23 protein-coding genes are annotated in these 26,240 nt (G+C 64.7%); 14 read left to right on the top strand and 9 right to left on the bottom strand.

Annotated elements, in window-relative coordinates; translation table 11 throughout:
• Both ACODSP_RS11485 and ACODSP_RS11480 read right to left on the bottom strand, forming a co-directional pair.
• A complete protein-coding gene (locus tag ACODSP_RS11485) occupies window positions 1–1,569 on the bottom strand; it encodes a glycerol-3-phosphate dehydrogenase/oxidase (RefSeq protein ID WP_488965733.1) in 1,569 nt (522 codons plus the stop codon).
• Between the two features lie 55 nt (window positions 1,570–1,624).
• Window positions 1,625–1,999, bottom strand: a complete 375-nt coding sequence (locus ACODSP_RS11480; RefSeq protein WP_488965732.1) for a hypothetical protein — start codon at window positions 1,997–1,999, stop codon at window positions 1,625–1,627.
• 72 nt (window positions 2,000–2,071) lie between these two features.
• On the opposite strand from ACODSP_RS11480, the gene ACODSP_RS11475 reads away from it, so the two are divergent.
• Window positions 2,072–2,344, top strand: coding sequence for a type II toxin-antitoxin system ParD family antitoxin (locus ACODSP_RS11475; RefSeq protein WP_488965731.1), 273 nt, complete (start codon window positions 2,072–2,074; stop codon window positions 2,342–2,344).
• The gene (locus ACODSP_RS11470) at window positions 2,341–2,646 is read left to right on the top strand and encodes a type II toxin-antitoxin system RelE/ParE family toxin (RefSeq protein WP_488965730.1); all 306 of its coding nucleotides are present in this window, start codon (window positions 2,341–2,343) and stop codon (window positions 2,644–2,646) included. The genes ACODSP_RS11475 and ACODSP_RS11470 overlap by 4 nt, the downstream gene beginning before the upstream one ends.
• On the opposite strand, the gene ACODSP_RS11465 is transcribed toward ACODSP_RS11470, so the two are convergent.
• Genes ACODSP_RS11465 through ACODSP_RS11455 form a run of 3 tightly spaced genes read right to left on the bottom strand, consistent with a single transcriptional unit; the run spans window position 2,613 to window position 4,618 of the window.
• Window positions 2,613–3,194, bottom strand: coding sequence for a hypothetical protein (locus tag ACODSP_RS11465; RefSeq protein WP_488965729.1), 582 nt, complete (start codon window positions 3,192–3,194; stop codon window positions 2,613–2,615). The genes ACODSP_RS11470 and ACODSP_RS11465 overlap by 34 nt on opposite strands.
• A complete protein-coding gene (locus ACODSP_RS11460; protein WP_488965728.1) occupies window positions 3,175–4,179 on the bottom strand; it encodes a sterol desaturase family protein in 1,005 nt (334 codons plus the stop codon). The genes ACODSP_RS11465 and ACODSP_RS11460 overlap by 20 nt, the downstream gene beginning before the upstream one ends.
• Before the next feature lie 22 nt (window positions 4,180–4,201).
• A complete protein-coding gene (locus tag ACODSP_RS11455; protein WP_488965727.1) occupies window positions 4,202–4,618 on the bottom strand; it encodes a hypothetical protein in 417 nt (138 codons plus the stop codon).
• 157 nt (window positions 4,619–4,775) lie between these two features.
• Between ACODSP_RS11455 and ACODSP_RS11450 the strand changes: the two genes are divergently transcribed.
• Window positions 4,776–6,176: a coniferyl aldehyde dehydrogenase gene (locus tag ACODSP_RS11450; protein ID WP_488965726.1), complete on the top strand. Its 1,401-nt coding sequence runs from the start codon at window positions 4,776–4,778 to the stop codon at window positions 6,174–6,176.
• On the top strand, window positions 6,173–7,084 hold the full coding sequence (locus ACODSP_RS11445; RefSeq protein ID WP_488965725.1) for a LysR family transcriptional regulator: 912 nt from the start codon (window positions 6,173–6,175) through the stop codon (window positions 7,082–7,084). The genes ACODSP_RS11450 and ACODSP_RS11445 overlap by 4 nt, the downstream gene beginning before the upstream one ends.
• Before the next feature lie 368 nt (window positions 7,085–7,452).
• Here the strand turns inward: ACODSP_RS11445 and ACODSP_RS11440 are convergent, their stop codons facing one another.
• A complete protein-coding gene (locus ACODSP_RS11440; RefSeq protein ID WP_488965724.1) occupies window positions 7,453–8,295 on the bottom strand; it encodes a phytanoyl-CoA dioxygenase family protein in 843 nt (280 codons plus the stop codon).
• 27 nt (window positions 8,296–8,322) lie between these two features.
• Between ACODSP_RS11440 and ACODSP_RS11435 the strand changes: the two genes are divergently transcribed.
• Together ACODSP_RS11435 and ACODSP_RS11430 are read left to right on the top strand one after the other, a co-directional pair.
• The gene (locus ACODSP_RS11435; RefSeq protein ID WP_488965723.1) at window positions 8,323–9,222 is read left to right on the top strand and encodes a LysR substrate-binding domain-containing protein; all 900 of its coding nucleotides are present in this window, start codon (window positions 8,323–8,325) and stop codon (window positions 9,220–9,222) included.
• 87 nt (window positions 9,223–9,309) lie between these two features.
• A complete protein-coding gene (locus ACODSP_RS11430) occupies window positions 9,310–10,128 on the top strand; it encodes a sugar phosphate isomerase/epimerase family protein (RefSeq protein WP_488965722.1) in 819 nt (272 codons plus the stop codon).
• Window positions 10,129–10,311: 183 nt separating this feature from the next.
• Here the strand turns inward: ACODSP_RS11430 and ACODSP_RS11425 are convergent, their stop codons facing one another.
• Complete coding sequence (locus tag ACODSP_RS11425) at window positions 10,312–10,947, bottom strand: TetR/AcrR family transcriptional regulator (RefSeq protein ID WP_488965721.1); 636 nt, start codon at window positions 10,945–10,947, stop codon at window positions 10,312–10,314.
• Window positions 10,948–11,095: 148 nt separating this feature from the next.
• Here ACODSP_RS11425 and ACODSP_RS11420 point away from each other — a divergent pair, with 148 nt between their 5' ends.
• The 4 genes from ACODSP_RS11420 to ACODSP_RS11405 all read left to right on the top strand — a co-directional run bounded on the left by ACODSP_RS11420 (window position 11,096) and on the right by ACODSP_RS11405 (window position 17,800).
• Entirely contained in the window at window positions 11,096–12,268 is a 1,173-nt protein-coding gene (locus tag ACODSP_RS11420) for an aromatic ring-hydroxylating oxygenase subunit alpha (protein ID WP_488965720.1), read from the top strand.
• Between the two features lie 31 nt (window positions 12,269–12,299).
• Window positions 12,300–13,904 carry a phytoene desaturase family protein gene (locus tag ACODSP_RS11415; RefSeq protein WP_488965719.1) on the top strand — a complete coding sequence of 535 codons (1,605 nt, stop codon included), beginning with the start codon at window positions 12,300–12,302 and terminating at the stop codon, window positions 13,902–13,904.
• 140 nt (window positions 13,905–14,044) lie between these two features.
• A complete protein-coding gene (locus ACODSP_RS11410) occupies window positions 14,045–15,337 on the top strand; it encodes an amino acid permease (RefSeq protein ID WP_488965718.1) in 1,293 nt (430 codons plus the stop codon).
• 126 nt (window positions 15,338–15,463) lie between these two features.
• On the top strand, window positions 15,464–17,800 hold the full coding sequence (locus tag ACODSP_RS11405; protein ID WP_488965717.1) for an Orn/Lys/Arg family decarboxylase: 2,337 nt from the start codon (window positions 15,464–15,466) through the stop codon (window positions 17,798–17,800).
• Window positions 17,801–17,855: 55 nt separating this feature from the next.
• On the opposite strand, the gene ACODSP_RS11400 is transcribed toward ACODSP_RS11405, so the two are convergent.
• Window positions 17,856–18,641: a 2-keto-4-pentenoate hydratase gene (locus tag ACODSP_RS11400; protein WP_488965716.1), complete on the bottom strand. Its 786-nt coding sequence runs from the start codon at window positions 18,639–18,641 to the stop codon at window positions 17,856–17,858.
• 165 nt (window positions 18,642–18,806) lie between these two features.
• On the opposite strand from ACODSP_RS11400, the gene ACODSP_RS11395 reads away from it, so the two are divergent.
• The 3 genes from ACODSP_RS11395 (at window position 18,807) to ACODSP_RS11385 (ending at window position 23,984) form a co-directional block, all read left to right on the top strand.
• A complete protein-coding gene (locus tag ACODSP_RS11395) occupies window positions 18,807–19,586 on the top strand; it encodes an IclR family transcriptional regulator (RefSeq protein WP_488965715.1) in 780 nt (259 codons plus the stop codon).
• Between the two features lie 203 nt (window positions 19,587–19,789).
• Window positions 19,790–21,895, top strand: a complete 2,106-nt coding sequence (locus ACODSP_RS11390; protein WP_488965714.1) for a TonB-dependent siderophore receptor — start codon at window positions 19,790–19,792, stop codon at window positions 21,893–21,895.
• A gap of 103 nt (window positions 21,896–21,998) precedes the next feature.
• Entirely contained in the window at window positions 21,999–23,984 is a 1,986-nt protein-coding gene (locus tag ACODSP_RS11385; protein ID WP_488965713.1) for a PepSY domain-containing protein, read from the top strand.
• A 21-nt stretch (window positions 23,985–24,005) separates the two neighbouring features.
• Here the strand turns inward: ACODSP_RS11385 and ACODSP_RS11380 are convergent, their stop codons facing one another.
• Window positions 24,006–25,124: a C45 family autoproteolytic acyltransferase/hydrolase gene (locus ACODSP_RS11380; protein ID WP_488965712.1), complete on the bottom strand. Its 1,119-nt coding sequence runs from the start codon at window positions 25,122–25,124 to the stop codon at window positions 24,006–24,008.
• 141 nt (window positions 25,125–25,265) lie between these two features.
• On the opposite strand from ACODSP_RS11380, the gene ACODSP_RS11375 reads away from it, so the two are divergent.
• Complete coding sequence (locus ACODSP_RS11375; RefSeq protein WP_488965711.1) at window positions 25,266–26,180, top strand: GntR family transcriptional regulator; 915 nt, start codon at window positions 25,266–25,268, stop codon at window positions 26,178–26,180.
• The last annotated feature ends 60 nt before the right edge of the window (window positions 26,181–26,240 follow it).

Here is a 26,240-nt window from a genome sequence, read left to right as displayed (position 1 = left end):
TCATTCTCCCCCCGGTCCGGGCGACAGGGCCCGCCGGCTGTTCCGGTCCAGTTGCAGGCAATGATGGATTTCGGTGGCCCGGCGGCGTTCATCCCAACCCAGCAGCCGGCCCATGGCCTCTGCTGCCGGGGCCAGGGCTGCGCGGCCCGCGTCGGTGTCGAACCATGCCCTGGCACTGCGCCGGACCCAATAATCCTCCAGCGTCGCGGCCCCTTCATGCAGGACGGCCTGGCGGGCCTCCGCCGCCACATCACCGCCGGCGGCACGGATCAACGTGGCCTCCGTGCCGTAAAGACGGTCCAAGCGGTCATCGCCATCCAGAACGCGCTCCCCACCGGGCAGGGGCAGGTCCGCCGTCAGGCAGGGCGGCGAACGCCGGCCCAACCGCCCCGCAACCTCATCCACAATGCGAGACGCCATGGCGCGATAGGCCGACAGCTTGCCGCCCGCGATGGCGATGACACCGCTGGGGCCGACCCACATCTCATCCTTGCGCGACACTTCCGTCGCCTTCTTTCCCGCCTCCCCGATCAGGGGGCGGATACCGGCCCACAGGGAAACGATATGCTGGTCCCGGATGGTGGGCACATCTATAGCGGCCTGGGTGGCATTCAGCAGATAATCGATATCGGCACGGCCAATCTCCGGCCAGTAATCGACACCGGGCTGGAACTGGTCCGTGGTGCCCAGATAGGTGAAGTCCCCACGCGGGACAGCAAAGATATTGCGCTTGTCCGGCGCGCGCAGGATCAGCGTGGATGCCACCGGCAGCACACCGCGCGGCAGCACGATATGGATGCCCTTGGAGATGGAGAGCCGGCGGTCGCCATCTCCCGCCGCCAACGCCCGCACCCCATCCACCCAGGGGCCGGCGGCATTCACGACGACCCGCGCCCTGACGCGGGCCGCCTTGTCCTCACCCACCAGGGTGGAGCGGGCGATCAGGCCGACGGCCCGCCCGCCCTCCTCCAGCAGGCTTTCCACCCGCGCATGGTTCAGGACCAAAGCCCCGGCAGCGGCGGCAGAGCGCACATTGGCCAGGGTCAGGCGGGCATCGTCGGTCAGGAATTCCGGATAGGCGACGGCACCGTTCAGCCGATCGCGGCGCAGACGCGGTTCCCGCCGCGCCAGTTCCTCCAGGCCCCAGACCTCATGCTGCTCCGCCGCTGGCACCGCACCCAGCTTCTCAAAGCTCCACAGGGCGGCACGCAGCTTGGCCTGCGTGGTCAGCGACGTGGTGGGAATGACGAAGGGTGTGATGCGGGCCAGATGCGGGGCGATGCGGCGCAGCACCTGCCGCTCGGACGCACTTTCTCGGACCAGGGCCACATCGCCCTGGGCCAGATAGCGCAGGCCGCCATGGATCATCTTGGATGACCGGCTGCTGGTGCCCGACGCGTAATCCTGCGCCTCCAGCAGGGCGACGGACAGGCCGCGCAGGGCGGCATCACGAGCGATCCCCGCCCCTGTGATGCCGCCGCCGATGATAACCAGATCGAAGGTTTCCACCTCCAGCCGGGCAAAGCTGGCGGCGCGTTCGCCCGTATTCAGGCTAGCCCCCGTGCCCATCGCTTTCCCTCCGTCCCTGGTTGCTGTCCGTCAGACGTTAGGGGAATTGCGATACCTATGGTGATGCGTTCTGGGAAACAGCCCGGTCCCGCCGCATGGCCAGTGCCGTCCAGATGGCGCCTGAGAAATCCACCAGCCCGAACAGGATCAGCAGGCCCGGCGCCAGACCGGCCAGAACCAAGCCCGAAAAGCCCACCAGGACAATGACCCGCGTGACCACCGTGATCCGCTGGAACGCCACCCCATCGGCACCGGCATGATAGTAAAGCGCCAGATTGAAGACGATGATCCCCAGGACCCGTATCCAAGGCTCTTCCGTCGGGGCCAGTCCCAGCAGGGCCAATAACAGGTTGGGGACCAGCAGCAGGATCAGACCATTGGCCCCCAGATAGAGGGCGAACAGACGCAACGACAGGGCAGCACGGGTCAAGGCAGGGTCTCCGTCTTGGCAGGCTTTGGCAAAAAATGGCATGATAGGGATCGGATTGAGAGGGAGGCCGCGATGGCGACCATGAACGTTTCGGTGCCCGACCGCATGCGCGACTGGGTCCAGTCCCGTATCGACAGCGGCCAATATGCCAGCGTCAGTGACTATATCCGCGACCTGATCCGGCGGGATCAGGTGGAGCAGGTGGATGCCTTAGTTGAAATCGAAGCTGCCATCACTGAAAGCCTGGAAGACGTCGCGGCCGGTCGGGTGGAAACGGTCGAGGCCGTTCGTGCAAGACTTGAAGCGAAGTATCTTGCCATGGCGAAGGAGCGTGAACAGGCGTGAGGGTCGAACTCTCCCAACGCGCCAGTCGCGATCTCGAAGAAATAGCGAACTATATCGCTATCGACAATCCGCGCCGTGCCGCGTCATTCGTCAATGAACTGACAGCTAAGGCGGAGGCTATTGGCCTGCAACCTCACAGTTGGCCCCTGCTGCGAGTTCGAGTGACAAACGACATCAGGCAGCGCATCCATGGAAGCTACCTGATCCTTTATCGCGTTGAAACGAAGAGAGTATTGGTACTCCACATCCTGCACGCAGCCCGAAACATTCAGGCTATCCTGGCGGCAGAGGATGATGAATAATCCCGCACCCCCATTGCCAGCGTCGCCACCCACAGCGCCAGCCCCAGATGCAGTCCGATGATGCGGGCGTCCGGCCCCATCAGTCCCGGTACCCGCGTGAGCGCAGCAAGGACGACACCCAGGATTGACATGCCCAGCCAAAGCCGCGTCGTCCGCGTCAGCAAACGCAGGGTGCCGGCTAAGATGAAGAGGCTGGATAGCGGCCCAACCAGTGCCTTCTGCCCCGCCAAGGTCAGCCCACCGACAAGCACAATGCCGATCCCCACGACCCAGGAGGCGCGGCGAGTGGCGTGCAGCAGAAACAGGGCCATGGCAATGGTGGCGAAGCCCAGCAGGGCGTAAATCTCCGACGCATCCCGATGCAGGATGGTCAGCCATTCCGGCTCCCACCCTGCAAACTTCAGGGCGCCCAGGGTGGACGGTATGGCCAGGGCCAGGATCGCGGCGGCCAGCAGACGGACAGGCCCCGTCGCCAATTCCGTCAGCAGGGTCCAGCCAGCCCAGAGGCAGGCCAGCGCCAGGATTGCATCACTGACCGCCAGCAGCATCAGCCACCTCCCGCCCCATCATGGGCATGCCCGCACCGGTGGCCGGTGGCAGGCCCGGCGTACCGGCCTGTTCCGGATGACGGCGCAGGAAGGCCGCCTTGATCTTGTCGGTGTCGTCGCGGCTGCCATCATGGCTCCACCCTGGCGGGCCGAACAGGTAGAGGAAGCGGTCGCGTAGCGACAGGCCGCGCTGCGCCTGATCCTTGGCGATGCCGAAAAATTCATGAAAGGCGATGCGCAGCGGGTTGAAGGTGCCCAAATCACGCACCAGCCCGAACCGCACCGGATCATCATCCTGTTCCGGCACGAAGGTCCCGAACAGCTTGTCCCAGATGATAAGGGTGCCGGCATAGTTGCAGTCCAGATAGCGGGGGTTGGAGCCATGGTGGACGCGGTGATGGGAGGGCGTGTTCATCACCGCCTCGAACCAAGCCGGCATGCGGCGGATGGATTCCGTATGGATCCAGAACTGGTACAGCAGGTTAAGGGACGACGCGAAGATCAGGATGGCCGGGTGGAAGCCTAGGAAAGCCAGGGGTAGCTTCAGCACGAACAGGCCCATGATGGCGCCGGTCCAGGGCTGGCGCAGGGCCGTGGCGAAGTTGAAATGCTGGCTGGAATGATGGACGACATGGCTGGCCCAGAGCCAGCGGATACGGTGCATGAACCGGTGCGCCCAGTAATAGCGCATGTCGTCGATCAGGAAGCAGGCGACGATAGCCCAGACCGACGTTCCGATATCGAACAGGCGATGGTCATAGACCCAGAACATGATGGCCGAAATGCCGCCACCAATCAGCAGGCCGGAGAACAGGCCGGTGATGACATAGCCGACCCCCATGGCCAGACTGGCGGCGCTGTCCCGCGTCTCATAATGTGCGCGCAGCAGGTTCAGGCGCATCAGCAGCAGTTCAAGAACCAGCAGCAGCAGATAAACCGGGCTGGCCAGGGTGGCGACATCGGGATAGCTCAGGTTGTCCGGCATCGTTTCTTCCCAGATATTGTCGTTATTTATTGCGCAGCGCTTCCAGCAGCGCCCGCCAGTGCGCCGCCTCCGCCGGATCGGCGAAGGAAAGACGGAAGGACGGGGCCGTGAAATCGGCCAGCGACAGGGTCAGAACATTATCCCGCAGGTCCCAACCGGTCACATTCTCCGCCCCAACCACCCGCGCCGTGGCGTACCGGCCCATGGTCAGCAGCAGGCCGAAGCGGCTATCCGCCCCCAGGTCGATCAGGGCGGACAGCCCGTCACGGGACAGGGCCGCACCGGCAGCGGGCACATCCGGCAGGATGTCGCGGAAACGGTTCAAGGCCGCTTCCCGGTCCGGTATGCCTTCCCGTGCGGTCTGGCCCAGAAGATGGTGCAGCAAAATGATGAACAGGATGAACAGCAGGCTGCCCACAATCAGATATGGAAGTGTCATCGGGTTCCGCCCTTGCAACTTCGGCGATGATATTCGGGGCGGTCCAATGGTGATCTTGCCAAAAAATCATCACCTGATGATTTCCATGGACGCATCAACAGACCCTTGGTCATGTATGTTCGGGATAAGCAATTGAACGAAATCTTGAGGAAACGTGATGGACGGGGTGCCGGACCTGCAAGGCCTGCTGGCGCGCCAGCAAGAGGCGGTGAAGCGTCACGGTGCGCCGGACCTGAAGGCGCGGCTGGCCGCCCTTGATGGTCTGGCCCGCCTGGTCCGCCGGCACCAGGGGGACCTGATCACCGCCGTCAGCGCCGATTTCGGCAACCGCGCCCGTCAGGAGACGGAGTTGGGCGAGCTGATGCCGCTGTTGAACGGTATCCGCCATGTCCGTCGGCATCTGAAGGACTGGATGCGGCCCCGGCGACGGATGGCGGGGCTGGCGTTCCAGCCGGCATCCGCGCGGGTAGAATATCAGCCGCTGGGCGTGGTCGGCATCCTGTCGCCCTGGAACTACCCGCTTTTCCTGACCCTGGGGCCGCTGGTCGATGCGCTGGCGGCGGGCAACCGGGTGATGATCAAGCCGTCGGAACAGGCACCCCTGACGGGGGAGTTGCTGCGCACCTTGCTGGGCACCCTGTTTGCGCTGGATCAGGTGGCGGTGGTGACGGGTGGGGCGGACATGGCCACCGCATTCTCCCGCCTGCCCTTCGACCATCTGGTCTTTACCGGGTCCACCCGCGTCGGGCGGGCGGTGATGCAGGCGGCGGCGGACAATCTGACGCCCGTGACGCTGGAACTGGGCGGTAAGTCGCCGGTCCTGATCCTGCCCGATTATCCGCTGGACAAGGCGGCGCGCACCATCGCCATGGGCAAGTTCTTCAATGCCGGCCAGACCTGCGTGGCGCCCGACTATGTGCTGGTGCCGCGCGACCGGATGGAGACCTTTGCGCAGGTGTTGATGCGACGGGTGGAGGACATGTACCCCACCATCACCGGCAATCCCGACTATACCAGCATCATCACCGACCGCCATCACGCCCGCCTGTCGGCGATGGTGGCCGACGCCGGCGGGCGGGTGGTCAGGCATCGTGATGCCGGCGACACGGCCCAGCGCCTGTTCCCGCCGACCCTGCTGATCGACCCGCCCACCGACAGCATGGCCATGCGGGAGGAGATTTTCGGACCGATCCTGCCCATCCTGCCCTATGACCGGGTGGAGGATGCGCTGGCCTTCATCAATGACCGGCCCAAGCCGCTGGCCCTTTACTGCTATTCCGACGATGGCAGCCGCGTGGCCGAAGTGCTGAACAGCACGCGGTCGGGCGGGGTGACGGTGAATGCCACCATGCTGCATGTCGGGCAGGAGGATCTGCCCTTTGGCGGTGTCGGCGAAAGCGGGACCGGCGCCTATCACGGGCATGAGGGCTTTCTGCGCCTGTCCCATGCCCGCGCAGTCCTGCGCATGGGCCGCTTCAACCAATCCCATCTTGTCGCCGCCCCCTATGGAAGGCTGACGGGCTGGATCACCCGGTTCTTCATCGGAGGGGCGTCATGAACCTGCGCCGGCTTCAGCATTTCGAGGCGCTGTACCGTCTGCAAAGCTTTGCGCGGGCCGCCGACGAACTGGCCATCACCCAGTCGGCGTTGAGCCGCAGCCTCCAGAAGCTGGAGGAGGAACTGGGTGCCGTCCTGTTCGACCGCACCACCCATTATGTCCGGCCCACCGATGCCGGCGACCGGCTGATCCGGCCCGTGCAGGATGTGCTGGCCGCCGCCGGCAACCTGGACAGTGCCGCCAACCAGTTGACTCGACCAGGGTCGGGCACGGTCCGGGTCGGTGCCGGCCCCTATCCCATGAACCCGCTGCTGACCCGCGCCATCGGGCGGTTCGGGGCGGTGCATGAGGGGGTGCGGGTCACCGTGACCGGCGGGACGGCGGATGTGCTGCTGCAAGGTCTGGTCGACCGGTCGCTGGACCTTGTCGTCTGCGATATCAGCAAGTTCGACGGGTCCGCCTATGCCGACGAGGTGGTGGTGACGGCCCTGCCGCGTGAACCGCTGATGATCGTCACCGCCGCATCCCACCCCCTGCCGGAGGGCCGGGGACGGCGCGACGCGGTGGAGCAGCGGCCCTGGGCCCTGCCCCGCCCGGCACCAGGCAGCGAGCACCGCTTCGCCCCCGCCATCCGCACCCGCATCGCCCAGCGCAGCTTTCCCGACTATGAGCTGGACAGCACGCTTGCCTGTCTGGAGGTGGTGCGGCAGGGGCCGGCCATCACGGTCGTGCCGCGATCCCTGGCCCTGGCGGCCAGCCAGGACGGGAGCCTGACCTGCTATGCCATGGCGGCGGGCGAACAGACCAATGACGGCATCCACCTTCTGCGCAACCGCAGCCAGAGTGCGGCGGTCACGGCGTTCGTGAAGGCCTTGCGGGAAGCGGCACAGGTGGTGGTGGCGGGGTGACGGTTGGGGGTTATTGGGTGCCCTCACCCTCCCAAGCCTTGGCAGGCTTGGGCCCCTCCCTCTCCCACGTTCGTGGGCGAGGGGAGAAGTTTTTGCCCCTCGCCCGCTTGGCGGGAGAGGGAGGGGCCCGAGCGCGTCAGCGGTCGGGAGGGTGAGGGAACGACGCAGGTCTTTCAGAGACGCGCACGGGCCCGCTCCGAAAAGTCTGTGCAACCGAATGAAACACAAAATAAGGGGGTGTTTCGCGGGTGCGCGCCTTTCCCGAGCCGAAAACGTGCAGCATCAGATCGGGAAAGACGGGAATGGTCATGATGTGGACAGCATAGCAGGAAGCGGGCGGAAAGTCAGCAATTCCGCCCGCCGTCCCCTCACGCGAATGTCACTTGCTTGCCATTGCGCAGGACCGGGATGGCGTTGCGGCGCAGCTGTTTGGTGCCGGGGTTCAGGATGACTTCCGGGCTGTACTGAGCCAGATAGACGCGGCGCATGCGGTCGGTGCGGTTGGCGCCGGTGGCGTGCAGCAGCAGGGAGGAGAAGGCGACGATGCTGCCGGCCGGCACTTCCACCACCACCCCTTCCTCATCCCCCGTCCAGCCGACCAGATCGTTGGTGCCGAGCTGGCGCACATGCGGGACGATGCCGTCGCGGCTGGCGGGAACCTGGCTGAAGGGCAGCACACGGACGGTGCCGTTTTCGATGGTGGTGTCGTCCAGGGTACACCAGCAGGTCAGGTAGGGCTTGTGGTCCGGCGGGCCGCCATTGCCCACGACATAGCCGCTATCCTGATGCCAGCTGAAGGACATGCCGCCGCCGGCCCCCTTCACCACATACTGGTCATAGAAGAAATAGGCGTCGTCGCCGATGGTGGCGCGGCAGATATCGGCCATCACGTCGGAGAACAGCATTTCGCGCAGTTCCGGCTGCACCCGCTGGCATTCGCCTGCGAAATAGCGGTTGCCGCGATGGGTGATGCCGTCGACATCGACGCCCAGCGCGTCCAGCCGCGCATCCTCCCGCTCCACCATGCGGCCACACTGCGCACGCAGGATATCCAGCAATTCGCCTTCCAGCACGCGTTCGAAAACCGCGTAGCCTTCACGCTGGAACTGTTCGCGCTGCTGTTCGTACTTCATGGTTTCCTCCGGGTACGGGCTGTTGTTGAAACCATTCTGCCGCCGGACCAGCCATCGCATCCAATCGAATTGCGTCACGAGTTCATTCGTGAATACTATATCCCCATGCGGATGCGACAGATCGAGGCGTTCAGGGCGGTGATGATGAGCGGCGGAGTGACCGCCGCATCCGCCATGCTGAACATCTCCCAGCCATCGGTCAGCCGCCTGATCGCCGACCTGGAATATGCGGTGGGCTTTGCGCTGTTTGAACGGCGGGGCGGGCGGGTGCATCCCACGGCCCAGGCAGAGACGCTGTTCGAGGCGGTGCAGCGATCCTTCACGGGCCTGGACCTGCTGACCCAGGCGGCGCGTCGCATCCGGGCCCATCCCGTGGGAACGGTGCGTATCGCCTGCCTGTCGGCCCTTGCCACCTCCATCCTGCCGCCTGTGCTGCGCCGGTTTCGGGAACGGCATGCGGAAGTGAAGGTGACGGTGGAGGCGCTGGGGCAACGCGCCATCGAGGACAGGGTGTTCCTGGGTCAGGCCGATCTGGGCATCGGCGTGGCGTCCAGCCCGCGTGAGGGTATCCGCGTCACGCCCCTGATCCGCGCCGATTATGTCTGCGCCCTGCCGCCCGGACACCGGCTGACCGGGAAGGATAGTTTGCAGGTGAGCGATCTGGCCGGCGAAAGCTTCATCGGCCCGATGCATGAGGCCGATGCCCTGTGGAACGGCATCGATGCCGCCCTGGCGGCGCATGGGGTGATGGTGGAACGGCTGCTGGAATGCCAGCAATCGCTGCCCATCTATGCCTATGTGGAGGCGGGGCTGGGTCTGGCCATTGTGGAGCCGTTTTCGGCCCGGCTGTTCCGCCGGCTGGGCGTGGTGGTGCGGCCTGTGCTGCCTGCCATCGGCTTTGACTTCACCCTGCTGGAACCCGATATCGGCCCTACCCCGCCGCCGGTTTCCTGGCTGGCCGAGGCCGTACGGCAAGAAGCGGCCTCCTGTCTGGCGGGGTTATAGCATCCGCGCATGGGTTGTTGAGCGATTGCGATTGGACGGGAAAGCCGGAAGGGACGAAGCAGGAGCATCGGCCACCGGGAGGGTTCCATGCCCCGTCTTCTGATCCTGCAATCCGTCTGGGGGATGGATCAATGTCCAGGCTTCGATGTCTGGAACGATCTGGAAACGGCATTGCAGGCCATGGTCGATGCCGGGTTCGACGGGGCGGGCACCAATCTGGCGCGCAAGGAACGCACCGCCATCACATCCCGCTTCATGAATGAACGCGGTCTGGCCTGGGAAGCACAGGTTCTGGTAAGCAGCGCCGACGAACTGGACCGGTTCGCGGACGAGGCGGCGTCATTGTCGGCCCACCATCTGAATGTGCAGATCGCGGGGCCGATGGACCGGGTGGCCGATGCGGTCCGGCTGATGGAAGGCCTGGAGCGGGCGCGCGAGCGGGCGGGGCTGCCGATCTTTTACGAGACGCACCGCGCCCGGCTGACCCAGGATTTGCCGTTCTTCCTGCGCATGCTGGACGCCCTGCCCCACATCCCGCTGACCGCCGACCTTTGCCATTATGTGGTGGCCGGGGAATGGGACCTGCCCGTCGATGAGGCCAAGCACGCCGCCATCGCCCGCGTCCTGCGTCAGGCCAAGGCCTTTCATGGCCGCATCGCCACCGCGCATCAGGTGCAGGCCCCCGTCGGCGGGCATCACCAGCCCTGGCTGGACCTGTTCCTGAGTTGGTGGCGGCAGGGCTTTGCGCAGTGGCGGGAACAGGCCGCAGCGGACGATACGTTGAGCTTCATGGTGGAGTTGGGGCCACCCCCCTATGCCGTGGTTGATGGGGCCGGACGGGAACTGACCGACCGCTGGGCCGAGGCGCGGCAGATGATGGCGCTGGTGCGCGGGCTGTGGGAGTAGAGCGGCTTTCCAGTGACCGGAACACTCCCCTTTCGTCATCCCGGCGTAAACCGGGACCCAGTGCCCAGGCGCGGTTAGCGCCGATATGAGTCATGTCGCAGCTATCGCTGCTCTCGCTGGGTCCCGGCTTTCGCCGGGATGACGAGGAGTTGGCTTCCGATCACCCAATATTCGATCTACCGCTCAGGCCTTCAGCCGCTCAACAAGCAGGCCCACGGCGAAGGCGTCCACCCAGCCCTCGCACATGGCAACCCCCTCCTCCACGCTGAAATCAGCGGGGTTTAGGCACCAGGTGAGCCAGAGACCGTCCAGCAGGGCGTTCAGCGCGGTGGCCGCCGCCCGGATATTCATGGCCGGCAGGCCCTTCTGTTCGGCCAGCGCCCCCAGATGGCGTTCAAGGGCGGCGCGATATTGGCCATAGGTGCGCTGCTGTACGGCGGCCATGTCGGCGGAATGGCGCACCATGCTCCAGAACACCACCCACACGCCCAGCATCTTGGGGTCCAGGATGGCCGGGCCGAAGCTTTCCGCGATGAAGCGGGACAGGCTGTCGCGCGGGTCGGTCCCCGCCTCCGACGCTTTCAGCAGGCCATCGGCGATGCCGCCGGACAGCGTCTCATAGGCGTGGCTGATCAGTTGGTCGATGCTGGGATAGTAATGGTTGATCAGGCCGATGGAGACATCGGCAGCCGCCGCGATCTTGCGCACCGACACGCCGGCATGACCATGTTCCGCCAGACAGCGCAGGGTCGCCGCCACCAGATGTTCCCGGCGCAATTCCGGCTGGATGCGGGAAAATTTCCGGGGGCGCGTGGTCATGCAACTCTCCATTTCCGGCAGCGTGGTCGTTTATCATGCCCCCTTCGGCCCTGTCGCGCGCAAAGCGGCGATGGCAGGCCAGTTGACAGGCGCGCGCTGCTGCACGAATGTTCAACAAGCTGACACGCTGCGCTGAAGGAATGGTTCCATGGCCGATGCGATCCCCGACGCCGACAATGATGTCAGCCTGCCGGGATGGATCTATCGCGACGCGGATTTCCTGGCGGTGGAGCGGGAGGTGATCTTCCGCCGGGCGTGGCAGATCGTCTGTCACAATAACGATATTCCGCAGCCGGGCGATTATCACAGCTTCGCGTTCATGGGCGAAAATATCGTGGTGCTGCGGGGCGATGACGGCGTGGTCCGTGCCTTCCACAATCTGTGCCGCCACCGCGCGGCCCGCCTTCTGGACGGGGAGGTCGGGAATTGCGGGCGGCGCATCACCTGCCCGTACCATGCCTGGACCTATGGCACCGACGGCACCCTGCTGGGTGTGCCGCATCGCCGGGAATTCCCGGATTTCCAGCTGGCCGACTACCCGCTGCTGGCCGTGGAGCATGAGATCTATCACGGCTTCATCTTCATCCGGCTGGAGGCCGGCGGGCCCAGCGTGGCCGAGATGATGCGGCCCTATGAGCATGAGATCGAACCCTACCGCCTGTCCGAACTGGTGCCGCTGGGCCGGGTCACGCTGCGGCCACGGGCCGTCAACTGGAAGAATGTCGGCGATAATTATTCCGACAGCCTGCATATCAATGTCGCCCATCCCGGCCTGACCCGCCTGTTCGGCCAGGGCTACGGGCTGGAGGCGCAGGAATGGGTCGACAAGATGTGGGGCCATCTGATCGACGTGCCGTCGAAGAACCGGTCGGAACGGTTCTATCAGACCTATCTACCGGCGGTGCCGCACCTGCCGGCGGAACGGCAGCGGCTCTGGACCTATTTCAAGCTCTGGCCCAATCAGGCGTTCGACATCTATCCCGACCAGATCGACTTCATGCAGTGGATCCCCACCTCCCCCACCGACAGCGTGATCCGGGAAATCGCCTATGTGCATCCCGATGCCCGGCGGGAGATGCGGGCCGCGCGCTATGCCAACTGGCGCATCAACCGGCAGGTCAGCCTGGAGGACAAGACGCTGATCGAACGGGTGCAGCAGGGCATGGGCAGCCGTGCCTATACGACCGGTCCGCTGGGCCGCAACGAGATGTCGCTGCGCAGCTTTGCCCGGCGTATCCGCACGCTGATCCCCGAAAGCCGCCTGCCCCACGCCCCGGCACCGGGATGGAGCGGGCGCATCGGGAGCGGGCGCATCGGTTGATCATGATTTTCCCTTCAGAAGGACAGGTTCCATGCGCGACGTCGTGATCATCGGGGGCGGCCATAATGGTCTGGTCTGTGCCACATATCTGGCCAAGGCCGGCCTGTCGGTAACGGTGCTGGAACGCCGGCATGTGGTGGGCGGGGCGGCGGTGACGGAGGAATTCCATCCCGGCTTCCGCAACTCCGTCGCCGCCTACACCGTCTCGCTGCTAAACCCCAAGGTCATCCACGACATGGATCTGGCGGCCCATGGGTTAAGGGTGGTGGAACGGGAAGTGTCGAACTTCCTGCCGTTCGATGACGGCACCCACCTGATGACGGGCGGCAACGGCCTGACCAAACAGCAGGTCGCGAAATTCTCCGCCCGGGATGCCGAACGGCTGGATGATTACGACCGGGTGACGGGGGCCATTGCCGATGTGCTGCGTGATCTGGTGCTGCAAACCCCGCCGAACGTCGTGCAAGGCGGGCTGTTCGCAGCCCTGCCGGAACTGTTGAAGACGGCGCGGCTGGGCGGGCGGCTGAACCGGCTGGATATCGACCTGCAGCGCGAATTGCTGGACCTGTTCGCGATGTCCGCCGGCCATTATCTGGACCGCTGGTTCGACAGCGTGCCGGTGAAGGCGGTGTTCGGCTTTGACAGTATCGTCGGCAATTTCGCCAGCCCCTATACGCCCGGCTCGGCCTATGTCCTGCTGCATCATGTGTTCGGGGAGGTGAATGGCAAGAAGGGGGCCTGGGGCCACGCCATCGGCGGCATGGGCGCCATCACCCAGGCCATGGCGAAATCGGCGATGGCGGCAGGCGTGGAGATCATCACCGATGCGCCGGTGACGGAAGTGATCATCGAGAAGGGCCGGGCCGTGGGGGCCGTCACCGCCAATGGCACCGCCGTGCGCGGCCGGCTGGTCGTGTCCAACCTGAACCCGCGCCTGCTGTTCGGCACGCTGGCGGCCGCCAATGAGCAGCCGGCGGAATTCAACCGCCGCATCAATAGCTGGCGCTGCGGATCCGGCACCTTCCGCATGAATGTGGCCCTGTCGGAACTGCCCGATTTCACCAGCTTGCCCGGCAAGGACCGCGCGCCCCACCATACGGCGGGCATCATCATCGCGCCGGGGCTGGATTACATGGACCGCGCCTTCATGGATGCGCGCCGCGACGGCTGGTCCAAGAACCCCATCGTGGAGGTGCTGATCCCTTCCACCCTCGACAGCACGCTGGCACCGCAAGGGCAGCATGTGGCCAGCCTGTTCTGTCAGCATGTGGCCCCGGAACTGCCCGATGGCGCCTCCTGGGACGATCACCGCGAAACGGTGGCCGACCTGATGATCGACACCGTCAACCGCTACGCCCCCAATTTCAAGGCGTCGGTCATTGGCCGGCAGATCAACAGCCCGCTGGACCTGGAACGGACCTTCGGGCTGGTCGGGGGTGATATTTTCCATGGCGCCCTGGACCTGAACCAGATTTTCTCCGCCCGCCCCATGCTGGGCCATGCCGATTACCGCACGCCCATCAAGGGCCTGTACCAGTGCGGGTCCGGCACCCATCCGGGCGGCGGCGTCACCGGTGCGCCGGGCCACAATGCCGCGCGGGAGATCATTGCCGATATCCATGCCCGGCGGATTTAGGGGGCAATGCTCCCCTGAACCGTGGACGGATGCGGAATAACGGGTAGGCTTTTCACGGGGCCCCGGCGGGCCGGACGATACGGGAGGTTTGGCATGCGACAGGCTGGCCAGGATTTCTACCCTCCGCACGGGGCCGGCCCATGAGAAACCGCAGCCAGAAGATCGGCCCCCTGGGGGCCGGGGCCATCGTCGCGGGCAATATGATCGGGTCGGGCATCTTTCTGCTGCCGGTCAGCCTGGGCGCCATCGGGTCCATCACCCTGATCGGCTGGATCGCGGTGCTGCTGGGATGCCTGATCCTGGGCTGGGTCTGTTCACGCCTAGCCATGCTGCGGCCCGGCGGGCTGGGCCTGACAGGCCAGGTGCATGATGCGCTGGGCCGCTATCTGGGCTTCCAGTCGGCCTTCGTCTACTGGATCGCCACATGGTTCGGGAATGTCGCCATCGCGCTGGCCGTCACCGGCTATCTGGGCACCTTCTTCGCGTCGATCAAGGTGCCGATGGTGCTGGCCGGGGTGACCATCGCCATCATCTGGCTGATGACCTTGGTCAATCTCTGGGGTGCGCGCCTGATCGCGCGGTTTGAGGGGGTGGCCCTGGTTCTGGGGCTGGCGCCGGTGCTGCTGGTCGGCGGGCTGGGCTGGGCGTGGTTTGATCCGGAGATATTCCGGGCCTCCTGGAATGTGACGGGCGGGTCCGACCTGTCGGCCATCACCGCCTCGCTGGGCCTGATCATCTGGGCCTTCCTGGGCCTGGAAAGTGCGGCCATCGTGGCGGCGGTGGTGAAACGCCCGGAACGCGATGTGCCGCTGGCCACGGCGGGCGGCATCGGGGTGGCGGGTGTCACCTATATCATCGCCTGCACCGCCCTGTCGGGCGTAATGCCGGCGGCGGAACTGGCAGCCTCCACGGCGCCGTTCGCAGAAGTGGCGGCCCGCATCTGGGGACCGGTGGCGGCCAGCATCCTGGCGCTGTGCGCCATGGTGAAGGCGGCGGGCACCCTGGCCGGATGGATGCTGGTGGGGGCCGAAACGGCAGAAGCCGCCGCCGAACTGGGCCTGTTCCCGCGCATGCTGTCGCGCATCAACGCCCATGGCGCACCGTCGCGCAACCTGATCGTCACCGCCTTGCTGATGACCATCGTCTGCATCTCCACCCTGTCGGCCACGCTGGGCGAACAGTTCAGCATGGTGATCAACATGGCGGTGATCCTGAACGTGCTGGTCTATGTCTATGCCTGCCTGTCGCTGCTGCGCCTGTTGGGGGAGGTGCCGGCGGGGACGGAACGGCTGCGGGTACGGCTGGCCGCCATCGCGGGGCTGGCCTTCGGCATCCTGATCATCGCCCTGTCGGACGGGTGGATGCTGGGGGTGGCTGCACTGATCTTGCTGCTGACGGTGCCGCTTTATCTGCTGCGGCGGCGGGCGGGGTGATCGACGGCGGCATGCCGCAGCACCATAAGACATTTCTTTGTAACTTCTTTTACGGCGATGAACGGGGCATTGTGCAGCCGCTGATTTTCGTTCCCTGTCACATGCGTGGCTTCTGGAGGCTCACCGATGGATTTCTTCCGCCGCTTCAATTTCCTGGTCTGCGCCCCCGCCTTCGAGGCGGATGAGCTGGAGGGATCGCGGCTTCAGGACATTATCGGGGAGGTGGAGCGTCTGGGTTTCGAGGTGACCAAGGCGCGCCGCATCGAGGACGCGGAGCTGGCCATCCGCACCGATGCCGCCATCGGCTGCATGGTGCTGGACTGGGGCAAGCGCTGGTCGGAGGGCAAGGCGGCCGCCCTGATCTCCCTGGTGCGGGCGCGCGGGCTGGAAATGCCCATCGTGCTGCTGGTGCGGCGCAAGCGGCTGGAGGATATCCCGGTGGAGGTGATGCGGGAGATCGACGGCTATGTCTTCCTGGCCGAGGAAACCCCGCAATTCATCGCCAAAAACCTGATCAGCCGCCTGCGCCAATATGCCGAGACCCTGAAGACGCCGTTCTTCGGCGCTCTGGTCGATTATGCCGAAGAAGGCAACCAGATGTGGACCTGTCCGGGCCATAATGGCGGCATCTTCTATAGCCGCAGCCCCATCGGCCGCATCTTTGTTGAACATCTGGGCGAGGCGATTTTCCGCGACGATCTGGATAATTCCGTCGTCGATCTGGGCGACCTGCTGGTGCATGAGGGGCCGGCGCTGCGCGCGCAGAAGGAAGCCGCCAAGATTTTCGGGGCGGAGCGCACCTATTTCGTGCTGAACGGCACCTCGGCCTCCAACAAGGTCGTGCTGGGCGCGCTGGTGGCGGAAGACGACCTTGTCCTGTTCGACCGCAACAACCACAAGGCGGCCCATCATGGCGCCCTACTGCTGGGTCAGGGCACACCGATCTTCCTGGAAACCGACCGCAACGCCCACGGCCTGATCGGCCCCATCGATTACGAGGCGCTGGACGAGGACAAGATCCGCGAGAAGATCCGTACCAGCCCCTGGGTGAAGGACCCCGATGCCTGGAAAAGGCCGCGCCCGTTCCGCGTGGCCGTGATCCAGCAATGTTCCTATGACGGCACCATCAACAATGCCGACATGCTGGTCGAGAAGCTGGGGCCACTGTGTGACTACATCATGTTCGACGAGGCCTGGGCCGGCTTCATGAAGTTCCACCCGCTGTTCCAGGGCCGATACGGCATGGGGGTGAAGGGACTGGGTCCCGACAGCCCCGGCATCATCACCACCCAGTCCACGCACAAGCAGTTGGCCAGCTTCAGCCAAGCCTCACAGATCCATGTGAAGGACAAGCATATCGGTGATATCGAACGCCGGGTGGAACATCGCCGCTTCAATGAAAGCTTCCTGCAGCACGCCTCCACCAGCCCCTTCTATCCCATCTTCGCCTCCCTGGATGTCGGCGCGCAGATGATGAAGGGCAAGTCGGGCGAGGTATTGTGGGACGATACGATCCGGCTGGGCATCGAGACCCGCAAGAAGCTGCGCGCCATCGCGCGGGAATTCATCGACAAGGAAAGCGATCCCGCCCGGCAATGGTTCTTCGACCCGTTCGTGCCCGATGTCACCCGCTTCGACGGGCGTGACGTGCGGTGGGAGGAGGTGCCGACCGATGAGCTGGCCCGCGATCCGTCACACTGGATGCTGGAACCAGGGCGCGGTTGGCACGGGTTCAGCCATCTTGGCCCCAACTATGCCATGACCGACCCCAACAAGCTGACCATCCTGACCCCCGGTTTCGACCGGCGTACGGGCGCCTATCTGGATCAGGGGATACCGGCACCCGTGGTGGCCGAATATCTGCGCGAAAATCAGATCGTGCCGGAAAAGAACGACCTGAATTCGCTGTTGTTCCTGCTGACGCCGGGTGTGGAAAGCAGCAAGGCCGGCGGGTTGATGAGCGCACTGATCTTCTTCAAGCGGCTGCATGACGATAATGCCCTGCTGGACGATATCATGCCCGATTTCGTGCGCCGGCGGGCCCCGCGCTATAACGGCGTGCGGCTGGGCGATCTGTGCCGCGACATCCACGCCTTCTATCGCGAACATAATATCAGCGCGTTGCAGCGTGCGCAGTTCCGGCCCGAACATCTGCCGGAAATGGCCATGCTGCCGCACAAGGCGGCCAAGCAACTGGTCCGCAACAAGGTGGATTTCGTCACCCTGGACCAGTTGCCGGGCCGGATTGCCACCACCTTGATGCTGGTCTATCCGCCCGGTATCGCCACCATTCTGCCGGGCGAACGGCTGACGGAAGCCGCCCGCCCCATGATCGATTACCTGAAAGTGTTCGAGAAGGGGGCCAACCTGTTCCCCGGCTTCGACAATGAAATCCAGGGCGTCTATCGCAAGCAGGATGCCGATGGGCGCATCCGCTTCTACACCTATGTCGTGCGGGAATAGGACTGGACCATAGCGGGTGCCCGATACCGGGGGTCAGGGTTTCTGACCGCCGGTATCACCCGGCGGCATAGGTGAAGGAACAGCTGCCAAGCCCGCCCACCTTTGCGGTGACTGTCTGCCCCGGCACCAGCGGCACCATCGGCCCCAAGGCACCGGTCAGCAGGATATCGCCGGCCTGCAATGGCTGCCCACGGGCGGCCAGCGTACTGGCCAGCCAAGCCGCCGCATTCAGCGGATGGCCCAGACAGGCGGCCCCCGCCCCCAATGACGCAACGGCCCCATCCACCTCTAGCACCATGCCGCAGGTGTAAAGGTCCAGCCCCGTCAGGGGCCTGCCCTCCGCGCTGATCACGAAGAAGGCCGAGGAGCCGTTATCGGCAACGGTATCCGCGAAGGTGATGGCCCAATTGGCGATACGGCTGTCGACGATTTCAATCGCGGCATGCACGCTGGCGACCGCTGCCGCCACATCGGCGGCGCTGGTGGTCGGGCTGGGCAGGGCCTGACCCAGGATCAGCGCCACTTCCGCCTCTGCCTTTGGCTGCAAGGTTCTGGCCGGGTCCAGGAAGCCGCCATCGGCAACGCGCATATCATCGAACAGCACGCCGAAATCCGGCTGGTCCACCCCCAGCTGCTTTTGCACGGCCTTGGCCGTCAGGCCGGCCTTGCGCCCCACGATTTTACGGCCCTGTCCCTGCCACCATTGGGTATTGAGGGCCTGAATGGCATAGGCCCCGTCGGCGTCAAGCGGGTCCAGCGCGTCGCGCAGCGGTGCGATGGCGGTGCCATCATGGGCCTGACGCAGACGCCGGGCGACTTCCTCATATGTGGGCGAGACCATCTGGCCGTTTCCTCAAATTATCATGGGGTTCCGCCGGGCACCCGCCGGCGGCAAGCAACGCGTGATCCATGCCGGCAGGGGGCCGTTGCCCCCGCACAGCATAAGCGCACCATATCCGATGGTGCCGCTGGTCACCAGCCGACGCCTGCGGTAATTTCTTACATCATGAGAAACGGAACCCCTCACCTCTCCTCCTCCCTGCGGGCGCTGACGATGCTGGACAGCGTCATCAATGGCGGTGGGGGACGGTCGATCACCGATCTGGCGCGCCAGCTTGATATCCCGGTATCCACCGCCCACCGTCAGATCGCGACGCTGGTGGCGGCGGGCTATCTGTCGCCCGATCCGGGGGGTGGGTATATGGCGGGCAGCCGGCTGCTGCTGCTGAATGCCCGGATTGATGAGAAGCAGGTCATCGTCAGCAAGGCGGCACCGGTCCTGCCGGGTCTGGCCCGGCAGATCGGCTGCATCGTTCAGCTTGGCACGCTGGAAAATGACATGGTGACCTACCGGTTGAAGGCCGGGCGCAGCGCCGATGCCCTGTTCACCAAGGTCGGGCAGCAGTTGGAGGCCTATTGTTCGGGCATGGGCAAGGTGCTGCTGGCCAACCTGCCGGAGGATGAGCGGGAAAAGTACCTGGCCCTTGGCCCCTTCGTTCCCCTGACATCCGCCACCATCACCGACCCCGATCACCTGCGCAGCACCCTGCGGCAGATCGCCATGACGGATGTCGCCCGGGATGAGGGGGAGATCGTGCCCGATCTGCATTGCGTGGCGGTGCCCATCAAACGGCCCGACGGGAAGGTTCTGGCCGCCATTTCCGCCTCATATCGGGTGACAGAAGGCGAAACGCCGGGGCGGTCGGACCTGATCGCCCCGCTGACCGCCGCGGCAATGACAATCAGCGCCCAGGTCTATGGCGATCCACCGGATACCGTGGGCTGACCACCAAACAGGTACACAACCAACAGGCAAATATCCCCGGTCCGGCAATGAGACCGCGCCGGCGGCTGCCGCCCCCTGCTTTCGTCCCTCCAAAGCATATTGTATTCTATAAGTACATAATGCTATCTTGCCTTCAGAACATCGCGACCCGGCAAGGGGAGCGGCCGACAGGTAGGCACAGACACAAATACGGGGATTCTGACATGAGGACGATGAAGGCTGGGGTGGCGCTGGGATTGGCACTGACAGGCCAGATGCTGTATTTTAACAATTCAAATGCTCAAGAAAAGGCGGATAGCAGCGGCCCGCTGCTGGAAGAGATCATTGTGACCGCAGACCGCAAGAACAGCTTCGGCGCCGATTATGTGCAGGCCGGCACCTTCCGGGGCGCGCGCATGATGGACACGCCGTTGACGGTGAACATCATGCCGCGCGACCTGCTGGATGCGCAGCAGGTGACCAGCATGGGCGATGCCGTGCGCAACACCGCCGGTGTCACCTTTTCCCAGGTCAGCCCCGCCGTTTACGCCAATCTGGCCATCCGCGGCATTCCCGTCGAAAACCGCAGCAATTACCGCATGAACGGTTCCCTGCCGATCGTGAACCAGATCGACCTGCCGATGGAGGATAAGGAGCGGATGGAGGTGCTGAAGGGCGTCGCCTCGCTCTATTACGGGTTCACCACCCCCGCCGGCATCGTGAACCTGACCATGAAACGGCCAACGGCAGAGGCGCTGAACGAAATCACGCTCAGCGGCAATCAGTTCGGTGGCGTCGGCGTCCATGCCGACATGTCCCGCCGCTTTGGGGAAGAGGATGAATTCGGTCTGCGCGTGAATGCCGTGCAGGGCTGGCTGGAAACCGGGGTGGACGCGGTCGAGGGGCACCGCAGCGTGGGCGCCGTCGCCTTTGACTGGGACCCGGTTGAAACGGTGAAAATCCGCCTGGATGCCGAATATATCGACAAGAAGATCACGGAGACGGCGACCATCACCCTGCCCGCCGCCGTCAATGGCGTGACCATTCTGCCCCCGATGTGGGACCCGAAGAAAAGCCTGTCGTCGGAATGGATGTATTCGGATGCCAACGAACTGAACCTGATGGCCCATGTCGAATGGCGCTTTGCCGAAAACTGGTCGATCACGGGTCAGGCGGGGCGGTCCGACCTGTCGCGCGACCGGCATTACAACACCTTCCGCAATTATAACCTGACCACCGGGGCCGGCACGTTGCAGGTGCTGTTGTCCAACGGCAATGATTATGTGAACGAGAATTACCGCACAGAGCTGGCCGGCGCCTTTGAAACCGGTCCCCTGACCCACCAACTGTCCGTGGGCGGCACCATCAATACCCGCACGGCGGAAGCACCCAGCAACCCGACCGTCAATTACGCCCAGAATTACTATAACCCCGTGCGTGTGGCTGAAACGCCGCTGCCGGCCCGTGTGGTGCCCAACCCGTCCAAGATCACGGACCAGGGCGCCTATATTTTCGACCGCATATCCTATGAAAGCTGGATCGACCTGCTGGTCGGCGCCCGCTACACCGACTATCAGAACAAGTCGAAGACGGGCACGCCGTACAACACCACCAAGACCTCGCCTTCCTATGGCCTGGTGGTGAAGCCGCAGGACTGGATCAGCCTCTATGCCACCTATATCGAAGGGCTGGAAGAAGGCGGCGTCGCCCCGCTGACCGCCGCCAATGGCGGTGAGGTGCTGCCCCCTGCCATGTCGAAGCAGAAGGAAGCCGGCGTCAAGATCGAGCCGCAGAAGGGTCTGATGGTCTCTCTGACCTATTTCGACATTGACCGCGCCTCTTCCTTTCTCAACAGCGCCAACCGTTTCGTTCAGGATGGCCGCACCATCTACAAGGGCTGGGAAGCCAGCGCCACGGGTGAGGTGAGCGAACGCCTGTCGGTCTTTGCCACGGCCATGTATCTGGATGCGGCCCAGGAAAAGGCCGCCAGCACCGCCGTCATCGGCAAGCGTCCGGAAAACACGGCCAAATACACGGCGTCCCTGTTTGCGGAATACAAGCCGGAGACGGTGGAAGGTTTGGGCGTCTCCGCCGGCCTGTTCTATGTCGGCAATCGCGCCATCAACAATCAGAACACGGCCTTCATCGACGGCTATACCACCTATAATGCCGGCATCCGTTACAGCACCGACATTGCCGACCATCCCGTCACCTTCCGCCTGAATGGGGAGAACCTGACGGGCAAGAAATATTGGGCGGCGACGGGCGCCAATCTGTTGAGCCCGGCCCTGCCCATGACGGTGAAGTTCGCGGTCACCACCCGGTTCTGACCCGCCGGTCCGGCATAGTCTGCTGTCATGGGGCCGCCTTCGGGTGCCCTGTGACAGCAGACTATTTTATTCATGCTTCATTCTGCATGTCTTCGGGGGTGCCATGAGGCTGCTGGCATGGGCGCACCGCTGGCTGGGCCTGCCCTTATCGCTGTTGCTGCTGGTGCAGGCACTGACGGGCGCCATCGTCCTGTTCAAGCATGAGGCGAATGATCTTCTGCACCATGCGGCCCTGACCGCCGATGGCGCCCCGCCCTTGCCGCTGCAAACCCTGATCGGCAGGGTGCTGCGCGACCGGCCTGATGCAAGGCTGCTGCGGATCGATTACCCGGAGACACCGGACGGTACCTATATCCTGCGGCTGGACCGGGGCGGCACAGAATGGCGCCTGTCGGTCGATCCCGGCACCGGACAGGTGAAGCGGGAGGCCACCGTCGCCGGCTGGCCCGTCGAGTGGCTTTTCGATCTTCACTACACACTGCTGCTGGGCAAGGACGGACAGACCATTGCGGGGCTCAGCGGTCTGGGCCTGCTGATCCTGTCCATCACGGGGCCTGTCCTCTGGTGGCGGGGGCGTCCGCGTGGGCGGGGCCTGTTCGTGGTTGCCGGCGGGGGCGGGCGGGTCCGCCTGTTGCGCGACCTTCACCGCCTGACCGGCATCCTGGCCGCATTGCCCCTGATCACCCTGTCCTTCACCGGGGTGATGGTGGCGCTGAAGATCTGGACCTCCGTCCTGGTCGGTGTCATCGCGCCTGTTTCGGGCAAGCCGGCGCCCCTTGTCGTTGCCCGTGCCGACCAACCATTACTACCCCTGGACCAGATCATCGCCGCCGCACGGGCCGACCGGCCCGGCGCCCCCATCCGCAATGTCCGCTTTCCCGGCGGCAGTGGCCGGGTGGTGCTGGTGTTTCTGGAGGATGAAACCGCCACCCGGCCCAACGCCACCTGGCAGGTCTGGCTGAACGCCTATGACGCCAGCATCCTGGCCCGCTACAGCGACGCGACCATGCCGGCGGGCAGCCGTTTCATTGAATGGATGCTGCCCGTCCATACCGGGGCTGTCGGTGGTCTGGCGCTGCGCCTGTTCTGGTGCCTGACGGCCCTGGGTCTGGCGGGCCTGCTGGTCACCGGCGCCTGGGGTTGGCTGACGCGACGGGGTGGATCGCCCCGTACCATGCACGTGGCCACCGCCGACCTGCTGTCGCCCGGCGTCATGGGACTGCGTCTGCGCCGGCCCTTCGGCCTGCCCGTGCGGGCCGAACCCGGTGCCCATATCGACCTGCATCTGGCCGGCGGTCTGATCCGGCAATATAGCCTGACCAACGCGCCCGGCGACCGGTCCGCCTATGCCATCGCGGTGCAGCTGGAACCCGCAGGGCGGGGCGGGTCGCGCGCCATGCATGCGCTGCGCGTCGGGGATCTGGTGCGTGCGGGATCCCCGCGCAACAGTTTCCCACTGGACCGCAGTGCGCCGCATCATCTGCTGCTGGCCGCCGGCATCGGCATCACGCCAATCATCGCCATGGCCGATGCCATGGCCGGGGATGGCGCGTCCTTCACCCTGCATTACGCGACGCGCGATGCTGCCGGTGTGCTGTTCGCCGACCGGCTTTCCCGCCTGGGGGACCGGGTGCATCTTTATCCCGCCGACGCCGTGCCCCGCCAACGCCTGGATATCCGGGCCGTGATGGCATCGGCCCCGCCCGGCACCCATGTGCAGGCCTGCGGCCCTGCCCGTTTCCTGGCCGACATAAGACAGGCCGCGCATGATCTGGGCTGGGACGGCGCGCGGGTGCATCTGGAGGGGTTTGCCCCCACGGGTCCGGGGGCCGATGCACAGCCGTTCCGCGCCTGGCTGCCCGATGGCCGCATCATCCAGATCCCGGCGGATCAAACCTTGGCCCAGGCCCTGACCACCGCCGGCCTGCCCGTTGCCGTATCCTGCGGCCAGGGTGTGTGCGGCACCTGCACCCTGCCCCTGCGGTCGGGCCACGCCCTGCACAAGGATCAGTGCCTGTCGCAAACGGAACGCCGGACCCTGATCACCCCCTGCTGCTCACGGGGGGTAGGCGACATCGCAGTGGGATGAAAGAAGGGGGCCGAAGCCCCCTTAATCCAGATCATACCGCGTGTAGGAATGCGGACCATAGGGACGTGGTGCCACCCACATCCGTCGTGCCGTGACATCCATCAGGATGGTGGCAACGGTGGAGGATGTCCGCCCCCCAGGCCCCATGACGACCGAGCGGCAGACCGCGCGCGGCGCGCCCCAGCGGTCCTGGAACGCTGCCTTCAGCGTCTCCAGCGTGATCGACCCGGCGGCGGCGCGCAGGTGCGCCTCCACCCGTCGGTCGCGATACAGGCTGTCGGCATTGACCAGCAGGCTGCGGTCCTGCAGCTTGGCACGGGCCGGCGCGCTGACGAAATGGTTGGCGTGGACCAGAAGCCCACCCTCGGGCGCGATCCAGAACGCCTCATCCGGCGTGGTTTCCAGATCGATGGCATCGCCATCGGCGTGGCTGACCATCAGATTGTTGGAAAAGGCGCGCGGGCTTTGCAGCACCGTCAACAGCGCGTCCGAAAGATGCGTCTGCGACAGGACCGCGCGCCGGATCAGGGGGATGGGCACACCGTCGCGGCTGCCATCCTTTTCGCATTCCAGGAAATTGCCGGTGATGGCCACGCCGGCACTGTTCAGGCCGGCCCGCGCCATCATACCCGCTTCGACGAAGGTCAGAATGCGCGGCCCTTTTTCCGGGATGATGCGCAGCACCACGCCGCAATCGGCGCATTCATCGCGCCAGTCCCAGTTCTGCCCATGCAGAAGATGCCCGTCCGCCGTCACCGATGGCAGAGCGATGGCCCCGGTACAGCCATCGGGTTCCGATTTCGCCACCGCCGCTTTCGACAGGCCGTAGAGCAGTTCGGTGCGGGCATTGATGGCGACAATATCCTCCACCGGTTCCCCCACCCCTTCGGCAATGCCGCGCATCTCCGCCATCTGTTCGGGATGGGATTTTTCCAGCCGTTCCTGGATACGCCGCGCGACGGCGCGGGCCTTTTCCCATTCCACGCCCTTGGCGTCGATAGCGGCGCGATAGATGGCAAGACAGACCGCGATCCGTTCCCCCGCCTGCGCCCCATATTGGCGGCCACGCTCCATTGCGGGGCCTTCCAGCGTGATCAGGGGAAAGGGGACGGTTTCTACCTGTGGCGACAAGGGTTCCATGGCGCATGCCCGACGGAGGTGAAAAGGATCGAATTGTATTATGATGAAACACAGTGCAAGTCAATTGGCCAGCGCCGATCAAATTGGATTTTATCACGACAAGATACTAGACTGGCGGGGAACAAGCACCGGATACCCCTTATGACCACCGACATTGACGATCAGGATGAACCGGAAACCGGCGGCCCGTCAAAGCTGCAGGCCGACCTGGCTGGGCAGATTGTCGATCATATCCGCCGTCACCGCCTGCCCGTCGGCCACCATTTCACTGAATTGGGCCTGGTGGATGAGTTCAAGGTTTCCCGCACGCCGGTGCGCGCGGCGCTCCGCCATCTGGCCGATATGGGCATCCTGGAAACACAGCCGCGCCGTGGCTTTTTCCTGAAGGTGCCATCGGACGCTATCGAATGGCAGGGCGGCGGCGGCCGCGCGGATGAGCTGGAGGATCTGTATCTGGCAATCGCCGCCGACCGCATGAAGGGCAATGTGGATGGCGAGGTGTCGGAGGCCGACCTGATGCGCCGCTACGGCGTGCCGCGCGGCGCCCTGATCCGGGCGCTGAACCGCATGGCACAGGACGGTATCGTCGAACGCAAGATGGGCCATGGCTGGCAGTTCATGCCCACGCTGAACAGCGATGAGGCGCATGACGAAAGCTACCGTTTCCGCCTGCTGGTGGAGCCGGCGGGCCTGTTGGAACCGACCTTCACCCTGGACCGTGCCTGGGCACGGCAGGTGCGTGAGGCACATGAAAAGGTGATGTCGGGAGAGGTCAAGCCCACGGCCATGGAGTTTTTCGACATCAACGCCGAATTCCATGATTTCGTGGCCGCCTGTTCCGGCAACCGCTTCATCCACCAGTCGGTGCAGAACCAGAACCGCCTGCGCCGCCTGCTCTCCTACAACTGGTCCTATGGCGAGGATCGGGTGGTGGACAGTTGCCGCGAACATCTGGAAATCCTGCACGCCCTGGAACGCGGCGATCAGGAATGGGCCGCCGCCCTGATGCGCCGCCATCTGACCGTCTCGTCAAAGGAACGGCCGGAGTTCGGGTGAGCGTCCCCTACAAATCATATTGCATTTCATAAATACATAGTACAAAGTGCCTCCAACGAA

The organism is Niveispirillum sp. FG156 (assembly GCF_057809555.1).
The sequence above is the reverse complement of the archived record's forward strand: the minus strand, read 5'-3'. Positions and strand labels throughout refer to the sequence as shown.